This window comes from Pontibacter pamirensis, assembly GCF_010015475.1.
Classification (GTDB): Bacteria; Bacteroidota; Bacteroidia; order Cytophagales; family Hymenobacteraceae; genus Pontibacter; species Pontibacter pamirensis.
In genome coordinates, this window is the sequence record NZ_SSNI01000021.1 from 64046 (window position 1) to 78481 (window position 14436).

Sequence of the window (14436 nt, forward strand, 5' to 3'; positions counted from 1 at the left end):
TTAGCCTTTTGATTTTATGGGGGTTAAAATGCTGCGTTGTCACTGAAGCACAAGATAAAGTTTAACATGAATGGCTTCTTGTCTGTAACATCAGTGTTTATTATCGACTATACTTTATCTTAAAAAGGATGCATTTTAGAAAAACAGACACTACGTAAATTCCATGTTGAGAAGAATTTCTATTGCCGCCGCAACAGCTGTTTTACTGTTTTACACAGTAATCTTTATACAGATGGGCACCATCTGGTTTTTTGAGATGAAGGCGCTGAAAGAACTGGTGATGTTCTTCTTTTTTCTGGTGTTTACCTTCTGGACGCATGAAAAGGTAGCTGCTTACTTCAATTCAAACCAGGTTGTGCGACTTTCACCTCACGCTAAGGCGCTGTTGGAGGGAGGAGCTGTCATCATCATTAGCATCATTTATAGTGTGCTGTTTGTCTTTATACCGCAATATGTATTTATTCCCACCGTCGAGTTCACTCCACAAGGAGTCAGGCTCAACTTGGTGGTGACATCAATCATCTCGCTCTTCTTTTACTATTTTGTGGAGCGAGAAAGAGGAAAGACTCAGTTGCAGGAGGAGTCTCTGAGGGCAGAGCAGTTACAGAAGGAAAACTTTAAGGCCCAGCTTGATTCGCTAAAAAACCAGATTGACCCGCACTTCCTCTTTAACAGCCTGAACGTGTTAGGTTCACTTATCTACAAAGACCCTGATAAAGCAGTGCAGTTCCTTGGGCAGCTTTCCAAGGTATACAGGATTGTTCTGGATAGTAACCGAAAACTGGTAGTACCGCTGCACACTGAACTGGAACTTGTTCATGCTTATATCTTCCTGATGAAAACGCGCTTCGGTAATAATCTCCGGTTTGAGGTAGATGAATCCCTGGGAAAAATGCATTATGAACTTCCTCCCACATCAGTGCAGATGCTGATAGAGAACGCCATCAAGCACAATGGATTCACGACCCAGGAACCTCTCACAATCAAAATTTATTTAGAAAATGAAATGCTTGTGGTGGCAAACAACCTCCAGCCCAGGCTTGAAGAGGAAAGCTCATCGAAAGTCGGACTTCAGAATATAATGAACAGGTATAAACATTTCACAGACGAACAGGTAGAGATAAGCCCAACTGAAAAGGAATACATCGTCAGGTTGCCATTACTGAAAGGGGAAGAAGCATGAATGTCATCATTATCGAAGATGAGGAATTAGCCGCTGAGGTTCTAGCCGATATTATCAGGAAGCTTCGGCCCGAGACGAAGGTCCTTAGCATGCCTGGTTCCATTAAAGAAGCTGTAAAATGGCTTGAACTACATCCTGAGCCTGATTTGATTTTCTGCGACATACATCTTTCAGATGGGAACAGCTTTGAGATATTCAGAAGAGTAGATGTAAAGTGTCCGGTTATTTTCACTACGGCTTACAACCAGTACGCCATCGAAGCCTTCAAAGTAAACAGTATAGATTATTTACTGAAGCCGATAATGGAGGAAGATGTAGCGAAAGCCCTTAAGAAGTATGAGACATTGCAGATGCACCACTTAAAGCAAGGTTTTGGCAACCTGCAAGGCTTAATTCAAACCTCACAGGCACCGCAGCCTGCTGTTAGAACAAGGTTTTCAGTAAAGCAGGGGCAAACGATCCGAACAGTGCCTGCTGAGGAGGTTGCCTTCTTTCAGGCAGAAGAAGGAGTCACTTTTTTAATGACCTTTTCGGGAAAACGGTTCATTATTAATAATACCTTGGATCAGTTGGAAGAGCAGCTTGCTAAAGCTAAATTCTTCAGGGTGAACAGGCAGTTTATAGTAAATATAGAAGCAGTGCAGGATGTACAGCCTTACTTTAAAGGGAGGCTGATGTTAAAACTCAAACCACCCCTTGAAGTAGAACAAACGGTAAGCACCAACAGAACGGCTGCATTTAAGCAATGGCTGGATCTTTAAATTACCATTGCCTATCTAGCCGCACATTTATATTTTTTGCCGCTTGAGTAAAACTCTTGTTGTACCAGCGGAAGCAAGCACTTGCTTCGATTCTTTAGGTGCTTTTTTCCTTCGCCCATACCAGATAACAAATCCTGAAACGGGTAGGCTGGCGCAAAGTAAACTGGCAAAGAAAGCCAGTATTTTTCCGGGTAAGCCCATGATTGCGCCTGTATGGATGTCATAGTTCAAGCGCATCAGTTTATCTGCAGAGGAGGCATTATTAAACCTGTCCCAGATATTATCTCCCTGAATTTCCTCTAAGGTGTACTGGTCAAAATAAAGGTAATCTATCTGCCAGTAAGTGGAAGCATCGGGGTTGACTGCCACATGGATGGGGGAAAGCTCACTTTCAGCAAAGTGCATTTCAATTGATTCGGCTTTAGGATAGCGGGCCTGCATTTTTCTCCAGAGCAGATCGACAGGATTTGCCCCAGCCGACATAGCAGCTTGAGAATCGGCAGCCGCAAGCGCTGTGGTGTCGGAGAGAGGCTCGGTATATACCAATGACTTCTCGCCGCCTGCTGTTTTGTAAACAGCCTCTTTAAACCACTCAAACCCCCAGGTTAAACCTGTTAATGCCAGGATAAGGGCTATACCGCTTATATAAAACCCCAGCACATTGTGCAGGTCGTAGTTTTTTCTTCTCCAGCGGGCGTTCCACTTAATGCTAAAGCGTTGCCTGGCGCCATTTTTATTTCGGGGCCACCATAGAAACATGCCACTGATCAGCAACACAACAAAAATAAGGGTGGCTGTGGCAATCACCGGCTGCCCAATCTCAGGCGGGAGCCACAGATAAAAATGACCATCCAGTACTATCCTGAAGAAGTCCTGGTACTCATCCTTCACTTTCAGCACTTCACCCATATAAGGGTTGACATACACAAAGTCGTAGTAGTTATCTTCAAAACTGAAGTAGATGGCCTTAGCTGACTGCTCCTTGCCCTGGTATAAGATTCCGTGAATATGTTTTCCTGGTAATTGTGCATCGGCAATTTCCCGGATTTGGGAAGGTGGAAGAAAAGCTTTGTTCTGAGCCTCTACATAACGGTAGGGCTGCGTAAGACTCTGTATCTCCTCCTGAAAAGCATAAATACAACCTGTGATAGCAATGATGAACACTATCAGGCCAGATCCAAGTCCGAGCCAGAGGTGCAGTTTACCGATGATTTTTTTGAGGGACATGCTATTCGTGTTTATGACTTTTTCCCCTTTGCCTCATCATAGTATGAATGAACATTAGGAGGGTTAGATGAGAAGCCGTCTTATTTCGTTCTTATTAAGACTAATTCTAAACAGTGCAAATAAAACGATAATGTGGAGTTAAAGCAAGGCTACCCATAGGCGAAGCAAAAAATTATAGTGATGCGCTGCTTTTTGAGGCGGAGCTACCTACTGATTAGAGCATGTCTGAATTTTATTATTGAAAGAAAAAGATATTTAAGCGTGGCCTAATTAGCGGGAGAAGCTTAAACTGAAATAGATTCTTTTATTTGGAACTATTCTAAATAGATGCTAACATTGCATCATTATTTAAATTAATTCTAAATAGCGACCAGGTGAAAGTCTTTCTTCGCGTTCAGGTACTACTCCTGTTTTTTCTTTTTCTTTTTTCTGCGGCTTACGGACAGAAAGCTACGGGGAAGCTGCAGGGCGTGGTTAAAGATTCGCTTGGAGCAGCCGTACCCTTCAGCACTATTTATATAAAGGAAATAGCAAAGGGAGTTGCTGCCGATGAAAATGGTGGGTTTGCGCTTGACAATATTCCGTCCGGCACATATAAAGTAAATTTCTTCTGCCAGGGATATACAACTGTTGAACGTCAGCTTACAATTCATTCCGATAGCCTTACTTATATAACTGTTCAACTCCAGGAAAAGGCTATACTTATAAAGGATGTTGTCATTACTGCTAAATCGGAAGTAGCTGAAGTCAAAGAGCTTCCATTTGCAGTAGCCTCTATCGATGCTAAAAGCTTCCATAACACCAGCAGCGACGTCAATACCATTCTCGACCAGACGGCGGGAATTCGAATAAGGGAAGAAGGCGGATTAGGTTCCGGCTTTAGTTTGAACCTTAACGGCCTATCCGGAAATCAGATAAAATTCTTCATAGATGGTGTTCCTATGGAGTTCTTTAGCCAATCGTTATCATTGAATAATTTTCCGGCGAATATTATCGACCGGATAGAGGTATACAAAGGAGTAGTGCCCATTCATTTAGGTTCGGATGCGCTGGGAGGAGCCATTAATATCATAACCCGCCAGTCGCATAAGAATTACGTTGACGCCTCTTATTCTTTTGGCTCTTTTAACACCCACCGTGCATCGTTTAACAGCCAGGTAATTAATCAGAAGACTGGTTTTATGGTGAAGTCTAGCGCTTTCTATAATTACTCAGATAACGACTACTGGACGAATGTCCGCCTGCACGACCCTAATACCGGAAAATATAGTGAGCCGCAGGATGTGAGAAGATTCCATGATGCCTACAGCTCCAACATGGTGCAGTTGCAAGCCGGGTGGAGGAACAAAAAACTGGCAGACGAGCTTCTCTTTGGTGTAACGGTGTCGGGTAACCGGGACGATGTGCAGCATGCCATTAGTCTTGACCGCGTGTTTGGGGCCGTTTATACCGAAAGCAGTTCGGTGATGCCCTCCCTGCAGTACCGGAAGTATGATTTCCTTATCAAGGGTTTATCTGTGAAAGCTTTTGCCTCTTATGGACTGCATCAAAATTCGGTATCTGATACCAGTTCCCGTCAATATGACTGGCTGGGTAACTACACCATCAAAAATAATAAAGAAATAGGGGAGGCCAGCTGGCAAAAGTCGCTTTTTAGTTTTGACGACATAACATATTTAGCTAATGTGAGTGCAGATTACCAGCTGCGAGAGAATCACCAGCTTTCATTTAACTTCACCCAGAATTACCTGAACAGAACCGGAGAAGACCCGCTCAGGCGTACAAAGGTTCCTTTTGAAGATCCGAACATACTGGATAAGAAAACTTTTGGATTGTCCCATACCCTCAAGTTATTTGATCAAAAGTGGGTAACTACAACATTTGGTAAGTTTTACCTCCTCGATGCCAGGGTGGCGAATGTTGACTATAACAACGTGGAAACTGAGGTTGCGTCTGATTTCCGCAAACCCGGCTTCGGTTTAGCCAGCACCTACCACTTTTCTGATGCATTTCAGGTAAAAAGCTCCTTTGAGAAGGCTTATCGCATACCGAGCGGTTATGAAATGTTTGGGGACGGGTTGCTGCTTCTCAACAATCCTTTCCTGCTTCCGGAACAAAGCTACAACGGAAATCTGGGCGTGCTCTTCAATAAGAAGCTCGATAAGCTGGCGGTGCAGGCAGAAAGCAACCTGTTTATCAGGGATTCCAAGAACATGATCAGGATAGAAGGAACAGGTATTTTAAGCCAGTATGTTAACGTGGCGGATGCCCGGAGCTCTGGTATAGAAGGTGGAGTAAACCTGGATTATAACCAATTTCTCTCTTTAGGACTCAATGCTACTTACCAGGATATCATCAACACAACACAATATGAAAAGGGGAGGGTAAGCCATGTATACCTGGACAGGATACCGAACATCCCTTACTTTTTTTCCAATGCACATGCCGGTGTTCACTTTCGCAACATAGTCTTCCCGCAGGATAGGGTGTCCTTGTTCTGGAGGGGCCGGTTTATAGAAGATTACTTTCTTAAGTGGCCAAGCCTGGGTGACCCCAGCAACAAGCATGTTATTCCTTCTCAGTTTATACAGGATATAGAGCTGACCTACTCTGCTAAGAATGAGCGGTACAATGTTTCTTTCAGTGCCCACAATATTCTGGATGCAAAAGCCTATGACCTCTTCCGTCTGCAAAAGCCTGGCAGGTCTTTCTTCCTTAAAATCAGATATTTCTTAACAAACAACTCATAATACTTTAACCTATAAAATATTTCAACATACAAGGAATGAAAAATTCACTTAAACTATCAGCAACATCTTTAGGGCTACTTTTCTGTATGACGGCCTGTGACTCAGAAGTTGAAACCGCAACTCCGCAATCCGGGACCAATTATATCATAGGAGTTCAGTCTCAAGGCTCAGAGAGCGACTTCTCGGATTATTTACTGGCAGAGGATGATCTGATGAGCGGCGAGATCGATCCGACAGGAAAAGGAGTTGAGCAGACGGGCTGGCGCTACATGACCGCCGTAGGGAATACCTTTCTTAGTATCGGTTATTTTGATGATAACCAGGCCATTGGGTATCAGCTGAATGAACAGGGGGAACTTTTGGAAAAGGGAAGGTTTGTTTTCCAAACCACGCTTGATCTATTTCAGGGAGTAAATGAAAATACTGCGCTTGCAGTTGAGGTACCCCGCGCAGGTTTCGCTGACAGAGTTTTTCATAGAATTGATGTGGAGAATTTAGCGATACAGGCAAAGATTCCTTCACGCATTTATGAGAACAGGGAAGATTCGCTTGTTGCCTGGCCAACATCGCTTGTGGTCAGAGACAACAAAGCCTTTGTTTCTTTTTATACCCTGCATGCCCGCGGCGACTTTAGCACACCTTCTACTGATACGGCCTATGTTGCGGTATACTCTTATCCTAACATGACTTTCGAAAAATATATGAAGGACACGCGCCTTGGTCCTCTTGGTATCTATGGCAATGCGAACGGATTGATCAAGACAGAAAGCGGGGACTTGTATGGCTACTCAGCCGCGTCTTACGCCAGTGGCTTTACTACGCAGCAGAAGAACAGCGGTATTATCCGCATCAAAGCAGGTCAGACAGAATTCGACCCTACTTATTTCTTTGATTTCGAGGAAGCCACAGGCGGAAACAAACTTGCCTTCTTCCACTATATTGGCAATGGCAAAGCCATAGGAAGAATGATTGTGGATGACGCAGGATTATGGGGTGTTTACAACATAGAGAATCCCATCACAAAGCTTGTTATTATCGACTTAGAAGGTAAAGCGGTTACAGAAGTAGAAAATGTTCCTTTACACGGTGGCCAGTACAGCACGCCGGTGCTGGTTGATAATGGAAAAGTATATGTAAACGTTACCACTCCTACTGACGCCCATATTTATGAGATCGACCCGGTTACGGCCACGGGTACACAGGGTGCCCAGGTAAAAGCAATCGAAGCAAAAGCGATTTTTAAAGCGAATTAATATTTTCTGATTGATTCCTGGTTTATAATTGAGGCCTTTGGCTGCGATAACTATACATCGCAGCCAAAGGCCTCAATCTTTTGTAATTCACCTCTTGATACTATAATTCATGTATAATTAGCTTCATCTGGCAATCCCAACAGTATTAAATTTCAAGTCGGGAAATTCTGTAGGAACTCACCTGTTGGAGCGCCTACCGCACAAGTAAGGCCACAGTTTATCTCTTTAGGTAGGTAATAGAGGCATCTGTTAATGTGTAGGTAACATCAGTCGATGAGGTTACAGGCGGAGAATGAAGTTAGCATATTTTCCTTCGTTACGAGTTCTTCTTCCACTCCAGGGCTTTTGAATATTTCCACTATTTTTCATCCTTGCCGAAAAGGTTCACCTGCTCTTGCATAGGGTTTCGGGTACTGTCAATCAAATTAAGATTGAGGATTGTGAGTTCGTACTCCTGTACTTCCCTGACACCTCTGATTGTACAGGAAAGCTAAAAAACAAGAGAATAAGCAAATAATTGAGCATACATGAAACTGTCGACAGTTATTAGGTATACCGGCTAAGCACGGCTACAGCTCTTGCAAACGTTTAAAGAAGATGTAGAATTATCCGGTCAGTGCATTAACTGAGTAAAGAAGCGGAAAATAAAAAGCATGTGTATGCTACATGATATAACCACACACATGCTTCCTAAAATTTATTAGTTATACTTGTTCAAGCTACTTACTTTACAACTGGAGGAGGCGTGTCATCTGCCGGATTTCTCTTCCGTTGGCCTATAGCGGCAGGTCACTGTAATTTTACCATCAGAGAGCAACTCTTCAATAATTTCGTCTGTATACTCCTTACTGAAGCCTAAACTCTGACCTAGTTCATCTTCATCAAGCTTGCCGTTATTATGTTTTAAGGCTCCAAGATAGCGCTCTTTGTGGACATTTTTTTCCGCTATAGGGTCATTTATTTTTGTGATCTCTTCTACTATCGCTTTAGTCTGTTTCATATTGTTTCGGTTTAATGTCTTATAATTCCTTCTGTAACACCAGAGGCATAGAGGCAAAAGCTGCCTCATGAAGATATGCCATAAATGCCTGTTGATCAGTCTTTTTATGCTCTTGTATAAATACTTATTGTTCTACGCACAAGTACTTAGAACGATAAGTATATGTGCGTTAAATTTTATTAACTTCATTATAATCTGTGTCAATTGGTCATTTCATGAGTTGAATAGACTTCTATCTATTATAGATACAGCTACAGGAGGCATAGTGTTGGCTTGCACAGAAAATTTGTTATTTATGTATACGCGGAATCTAGGTACACTTCAAGAGAAGCCGAGGCTTTGCTTAAAGGCAAAGGAGGTTAGAGTACAGCCACAAAGCTTTTCGGCAGGTAAAATAACTTTTTTTCTTGCCGCTCAAGTTTAAATACGCAAGCTGCGAATCGGTTTACTTTAGTTGAAATGCTTTTCCAGAAACAAAACATTAACTTTCATATGAGGAATGGACTTTTAATAAACTCGCGTTATATTTCAAGCCGATTCCACTCAATAAATATATAAGCGCTAGTATGGCGGAAGAGCATCATAAACTAAAACAACTGGTTAATTCCATTCGCCCTTTGCCTGAAGAAGACTGGGAAGCCTTTTCTTCTGCCTGGGTGCTGTATGGTGCAAAAAGAAAGGAATCCATTACAGTGGCGGGTGAAAAGGAACATTACCTGTATTTTGTAGTTGATGGGGTTCAGCGGGTATTTTATTTCGATGATGAAGGCCGTGAAGCGACGCTTGTGTTTACTTATGCTCCTTCGTTTGGGGGAGTGCTTGACTCTTTTATGCTGCAGCAGCCTGCGCGCTATTACTATGAAACCTTAACGCCTTCAGTTTTTCTAAGAGCTACATTTAACGAAATGCAGCAGCTAATGTGCACAAGGCCTGCCATCGAATCTATGCTAAGGGAAGGGATAACCCACAGCCTGTCAGGTTTGCTGCAACGCCTTGTCGAGTTGCAGTGTTATACCTCAGAAGAACGATTCAGGAAGCTCCTGCAACGCAGCCCGCATATTCTGCAACTTGTACCGCATAAATACCTGGCCAATTACCTCGGCATCGATCCCACAAACTTCAGCAAGCTACTCAACAAAGTGAGAATCTGAAATCTTGGTATTTACCAAGAATAATCCTCTTAGGGCACCCCACCTTTGTAACGTTAACTTAAACTCAAAACGTTATGAAAGTGCAACAGATTATACCCATAGCCTCTAAAGGCTTTATTCTTTTATCGGCGCTCAGCCTCTTGTCAGTGAGTGTCATGGCATTTGCGGATCCACAGTCTGTGATGGACCTGGTAAACGTGCAGCTTGGCAACAACGATGCCGTCAGCTCGATCAGGGGCGTTTATGGTGGAGTAGGATTTACTCTATTTATCAGTCTGATTTATCTTATGTTGCGTGACACCCGAAAAGGCCTGGCTTTTCTGTGCCTGCTCTGGGGTTTTTATGCCCTGTCCCGCACCATCACCATTTTTTCAGAAGGAGCCCTCGGTGACTTCGGTAATCAGTGGCTGATAACTGAATCAGCTTTGTTTGTGGTGGCTGTTGTACTAGTTGTTGCCTCCAAAAAAACTGTTTCCACTGATAAGGGCATGTAAGAAAAAAGCTTTTAAACAAGCGTAACTGCTGGAGACGGAGAGCCTTTCTTATTTTGCTATGATAGCTCTCAAGCGATTTGTCCCCTCAGAAGGATGAAAGAGTAAATTGCTAAGCGGACAGTATAAATTTAGACACAATCTATAGCGCATCGAACACTTTGATTTACAATCAACGATGCAGGCTAAATGTGACAACTTTTCTTTGCGGCAACTGCTTCCAAACGCAGGGAGATACTATGGGAGGGGAGCCAAACGGCTTCTGCATGGCAATCAATTAGCTTGCGTATGCATGATGTGCCGGATTAGTGCTTAGGCTACCGGAGCTAGTTCGTAAATGATGAATTTGCGCAGCACTAGCACAGTAGCTTCAACAGTGCGGTATTGGTAACTGGCTGGGATTATGATTCTATATGGCCTTTAACCATGAGGCGATATTCAAAACGTGAAATCTCAGTGGCAGGATCATCGCAAAGTTCGAAATGGCTCCCTTCGCTTCTATTATCTGCTATCACAACCGCCTCCCCAATGCTTTTGGCCCTGATAAGAATAAAGCTTTCAAGAGATCCCCCTATTATCTTAAGTTTAACCTTGAAGTATTTCATTGGTGGTCATACCTGTAGTTTCTCAAGCTACTGCAATTAACAGAAAATTTAACCTTGTCGTCTACAGGTAAATACTTATTCTGGGTAGGTAAAAGCTACTAAATAGGCGAAAAGAGAACAGGCGGATACAAATGCAGTAACTCCCCAAATACTGCTCAGACTTTCACAGAGATTGGGGTTTATTGCCACCAGAGACAGCAGCTTTTTCTGCTTGTGTGGCGGTGCCGTTTAGCAGTGCTTATGTTAGTATATCTCAACAAAAACTTACCGGTAGCTTTAAGCACAAAAAGCCGCATATCTGATAATTGCCGTTTAGTGTGTTGGAAAAGGCGCAACAATTTTATAAATTTTCTTGAAGTATCCTGAAGTTTGAACTTCAAGGAACCATGGCAGACTCCAACTGCTATACTACGGGTGCGGTAAAGGGCGGCCAAGTTTATGGCTGCTGAAGCCACCGCTGCAAAGAATGTTAGGTACATGAAGTAGCGAACCTGCTTGACCACCTTCCCTCATGAAAGTGAAAGCAATTGATGAAAGTCTTTTTCTGAGAAGACACAAGTGTTTTTTCCCCAGTATCCTTTCCCTGACAATATTCCTTGTCATTGCCTGCTTATCCAGCTGCTCTCATCAGAAGCCAATACATGCAGATAACATAAATTTCACTGCCTTTATCGATACTACCGTGTCTGTTTATGGTCCCTATGTGGCCTTGAAGCTGCCAATAACAAAAGGGGTGAAGCTTGCGAATCCCATACAACTGGGGCTCGGTCCTGCAGGAGTGCTTTATGCGACAAATCAGACAGGAGAGGTATATTCTCTGCATGACACAGATAATGATGGGCTGGAGGACATGGCCTTACTTTACTGCAATGTGAAGGATGCTGGCTTACGTTCTCCTTCAGGCTTTACAAGCCGTGGAGACACTATCTATATAGGAACCGCACAGCAGATTCGTGCTTTTCTGGATGTAGACAAAGACGGTAAGGCAGACACGAGTTGGGTGTTCTTTGACGGCATCCCCCATAGCGAGCATCCCTATGAATGGACCAACGGCCTAAGCTTCGGACCAGATAACTGGCTCTATGCTGCCCTGACCACCGATTCCTGGAATGCGGCACCATCACCTGATCCGAAAGGGTACAGAGGAGCTATTTTGAAAATATCTCCCGATGGCAAAAAGGTGGAAACGGCAGCCACTGGAATCAGGTCCGTCTACGGGTTGGCCTTTAACCAGTACGGTGACTTGTTCTTTACCGACAATGAAGGCGGCGGAAATCCCACGGAAGAGCTTAATAGGCTGGTGCGAAATGGGTTCTACGGCCACAACCCCGCCAAATACAGAGTAACTTCCATTGTTGCTCCTGAACATAATCTGGAAACAGAAGTGGCTCCTTCGGGAATAGAGTTCAACCGGCCCGACAATGACTATGGGGGCAGCGGAGGAGAGCTGTTTGTGGCATACTATGGGCCAGGCGAGCGCTGGGCACGTGGTGGCATTGGACGTATACAGGTGCGGCGGCTGGCGGATGGGAGCTATGCCTATAAAGAGTTTCCTGTGGCCGACATACCAAAGCTTTCTGACCTGGCTTTTGGTAAAGACGGGGCACTATACGTGGCCAACCATGGTAAGGCAGATTATTGGTATAATGCAGTATATGAGAACGAGGGCAGCATATATAAGCTGGTTTATGACCCTTCCTTACTGCATGTGCCTGCAAAAAACAGGGAAAAGCCATCTAAGACCTTTTCGAAGAACTCTGTTGAAGCAGGAAAGCAGCTGTTTGCAGAAAGAGCCTGCCTAGGGTGTCACCAGGTGGATGGCGTCACGGAGCTTTTAGGCCCCAATCTCAAAGACGTGGGAAAGCGACTGACAAGGGAGGAAATTCTGGAAGAAATTCTAAAGCCGTCGGAAAGGATCAAGCCCAGCATGATGGCTGTGCGGGTAACCAAAAAGAACGGTCAGGTCATGAGCGGCAGAGTGGTGGGCTCCAACGAAAACCTGATTTCCCTTATGCTTATAGGAAACAGTATTATTGAAATCCCCCGCCACGAAATAGAGAAAACAGTGAATGAAAAACAATCGCTGATGTATGAAGGGCTTCTAAACGGTTTGTCAGACACAGAAAAGGAAGCGCTGCTGAATTATATTTTCAGCTTGAGCGGTTCATCTGCTCCATAGTATACTACATGTTGCCTGTCTCACCTTAAGTCAGAAGATTCTGATTCTTTGCCATATTCTGCCTGCAGCAGTTAGCTGGTAATTGAACATGTAAATAAATAGTCTCATACCCCTCATCAGCCTAGCAAACTAAGTGCAAACATTCAGGAAACCATGCCTCAGCACTTGAAACTGACAATGAAGGTAGAACCAACACCTACCTCACTTCCAACCTCTATAGAACCTCCGGCATTCTCCACAATCCTCTTTACGATGTAAAGGCCTACGCCTGATCCTTCCATATGGTCGTGCAGGCGCTTGAACATAGAGAACATTTTGTATTCTTCCGCCATGTCCATGCCCAAGCCATTGTCTTTTACTGAAAGGAGCACGTAGCCTGGTGCGCGCTTGGCGGTAACTATGATGTGGGGCCTCCGCTCAGGCGCACTGTACTTGAGTGCGTTGCTCAGCAGGTTGTAAACGATGCTCTTCATGTTTTTGGCCGAGAAGTGCACGATAACAGCATCCGGGGCAAGATCCGTTACGACCTGTGCATCGGCTGCTATAATCAAAGGCTCAAGATCAAGCAGCACTTCTGCCACTATACCAGCTAAGTCAATATTGCTCATGTCTTTATCCGTATGCCTTTGTACTTTAGCGACATTGGACAAGTCTGTAACTGTTCTTTTAAATCTGTTAACTGAGCCCTGGATCAGGTCAAGCACATGCTTTACCGTTTCAGATTCCAGCACTTCCACCGGCATTTCATCGACCAACGCAAGCATCAGACCCTCTATGTTTGAGATGGGAGCTCTCAGGTCATGGGAGGCAGCGTACACGAAGTTGTCCAGGTCGGTATTGGTGACCATCAGTTCTTCGTTCAGTGCTTCTACAGACTGCCTGAACTTCACCTGCTGGCTGATATCTATGGCCACAGCAATCACCCCGCTTATACCTCCCTGCGAGTTGCGCAACGGGTGGTATAAGAAGTTAAGGTATACTTTCTCCCGGTTTCCATTTCGCTCCAGCAGCAAAGGCAGCTCGTGCGCAATAAAAGGCTCACCGGTATCGACTACATTGTCAAGAAGCTGTATAATCCCCTGGTCTGCTATCTCGGGAAGCGCCTCTACAACAGGTTTTCCCAGAACATCTTCTGGATTTCTTCCCCAGATCTGGCACACCTCTGGGTTTGCCAGATCCAGTATATAGTGAGGCCCTCTCACAATAGCGATTCCTACTGGCGCCTGCTGAAAAACCTCTTTCAGGTATTCCTGCTGCCTGATGAGCTCTTCCCGTGCCTGCACGCCCATGATGGATGTGGCAATGTGATTGACAAGTAAAGTATGGAACCCCCTTAATCAGCGTTATACTCCAGCTTTGGACTTATACCCGCTATGAAAAATCCCAGTGCCTGATGCTGCCCGGGCTGCATCACAGGAAGCACGGCCACCTGCTTCACCTCGTTCAATCTGTCTTTCTCCTAGCCTGCTTCTGTGCTCCTGCCGGAACAGTCCAGCGGGGCCATCTGGCCAGAAGCCAAAACATCAGCAAGCGGCCACTCTGATCCGGGTTTTGCTAGCTCAACTGAAGACAGGGCAGCACTATTACCTATATCGCCTGCTTTGCCCAAAAGGGTGGCTGCTGTAGCTGAGCCGTTCAGCAGGTAGACCAGGCTAAAGGGGACGTCCTCTTTATTATTCTGAAGGAGAGTGTCGCTGCTTGTTTTATACATAAAAGTGTGTACTCAGTTCCGGTGCTGCAATTTAACTAAATCCGGCAGATGGAGCTACGGATTATATGCAGGTGGAGCTACGGATTATATAGGGTTATGCTCTATTTTGTCCCATAAAATGTGGT

12 protein-coding genes are annotated in these 14436 nt (G+C 44.4%); 7 read left to right on the forward strand and 5 right to left on the reverse strand.

The annotated features are described in order from the left end of the window. Positions 1 to 163: 163 nt before the first annotated feature. Both E1919_RS17145 and E1919_RS17150 read left to right on the forward strand, forming a co-directional pair. Positions 164 to 1183, forward strand: a complete 1020-nt coding sequence (locus E1919_RS17145; protein WP_162054638.1) for a sensor histidine kinase — start codon at positions 164 to 166, stop codon at positions 1181 to 1183. Further along, the gene (locus E1919_RS17150) at positions 1180 to 1944 is read left to right on the forward strand and encodes a LytR/AlgR family response regulator transcription factor (RefSeq protein ID WP_162054639.1); all 765 of its coding nucleotides are present in this window, start codon (positions 1180 to 1182) and stop codon (positions 1942 to 1944) included. The genes E1919_RS17145 and E1919_RS17150 overlap by 4 nt, the downstream gene beginning before the upstream one ends. Before the next feature lie 27 nt (positions 1945 to 1971). Here the strand turns inward: E1919_RS17150 and E1919_RS17155 are convergent, their stop codons facing one another. Further along, positions 1972 to 3171 carry a PepSY-associated TM helix domain-containing protein gene (locus E1919_RS17155; protein ID WP_162054640.1) on the reverse strand — a complete coding sequence of 400 codons (1200 nt, stop codon included), beginning with the start codon at positions 3169 to 3171 and terminating at the stop codon, positions 1972 to 1974. Positions 3172 to 3545: 374 nt separating this feature from the next. Here E1919_RS17155 and E1919_RS17160 point away from each other — a divergent pair, with 374 nt between their 5' ends. Both E1919_RS17160 and E1919_RS17165 read left to right on the forward strand, forming a co-directional pair. After that, a complete protein-coding gene (locus E1919_RS17160; protein WP_162054641.1) occupies positions 3546 to 5921 on the forward strand; it encodes a TonB-dependent receptor in 2376 nt (791 codons plus the stop codon). A 35-nt stretch (positions 5922 to 5956) separates the two neighbouring features. Next, positions 5957 to 7174, forward strand: coding sequence for a DUF4374 domain-containing protein (locus E1919_RS17165; RefSeq protein ID WP_162054642.1), 1218 nt, complete (start codon positions 5957 to 5959; stop codon positions 7172 to 7174). A gap of 748 nt (positions 7175 to 7922) precedes the next feature. On the opposite strand, the gene E1919_RS17170 is transcribed toward E1919_RS17165, so the two are convergent. Then, the gene (locus E1919_RS17170) at positions 7923 to 8174 is read right to left on the reverse strand and encodes a hypothetical protein (RefSeq protein ID WP_237144565.1); all 252 of its coding nucleotides are present in this window, start codon (positions 8172 to 8174) and stop codon (positions 7923 to 7925) included. Positions 8175 to 8740: 566 nt separating this feature from the next. Here E1919_RS17170 and E1919_RS17175 point away from each other — a divergent pair. Continuing rightward, positions 8741 to 9325 (forward strand): Crp/Fnr family transcriptional regulator, encoded by a 585-nt coding sequence (locus E1919_RS17175; RefSeq protein WP_162054643.1) that lies wholly within the window; start codon positions 8741 to 8743, stop codon positions 9323 to 9325. A gap of 74 nt (positions 9326 to 9399) precedes the next feature. Then, positions 9400 to 9819 carry a DUF4345 domain-containing protein gene (locus E1919_RS17180; protein ID WP_162054644.1) on the forward strand — a complete coding sequence of 140 codons (420 nt, stop codon included), beginning with the start codon at positions 9400 to 9402 and terminating at the stop codon, positions 9817 to 9819. A 398-nt stretch (positions 9820 to 10217) separates the two neighbouring features. Here E1919_RS17180 and E1919_RS27620 read toward each other — a convergent pair whose 3' ends face one another. Further along, positions 10218 to 10421, reverse strand: a complete 204-nt coding sequence (locus E1919_RS27620; protein WP_237144567.1) for a hypothetical protein — start codon at positions 10419 to 10421, stop codon at positions 10218 to 10220. Positions 10422 to 11124: 703 nt separating this feature from the next. Here E1919_RS27620 and E1919_RS17185 point away from each other — a divergent pair. After that, positions 11125 to 12600, forward strand: coding sequence for a DUF7133 domain-containing protein (locus E1919_RS17185; RefSeq protein WP_237144573.1), 1476 nt, complete (start codon positions 11125 to 11127; stop codon positions 12598 to 12600). 158 nt (positions 12601 to 12758) lie between these two features. On the opposite strand, the gene E1919_RS17190 is transcribed toward E1919_RS17185, so the two are convergent. Beyond that, a complete protein-coding gene (locus tag E1919_RS17190; RefSeq protein WP_162054646.1) occupies positions 12759 to 13889 on the reverse strand; it encodes a sensor histidine kinase in 1131 nt (376 codons plus the stop codon). A gap of 170 nt (positions 13890 to 14059) precedes the next feature. Then, complete coding sequence (locus E1919_RS17195) at positions 14060 to 14311, reverse strand: hypothetical protein (RefSeq protein WP_162054647.1); 252 nt, start codon at positions 14309 to 14311, stop codon at positions 14060 to 14062. Positions 14312 to 14436 lie beyond the last annotated feature (125 nt).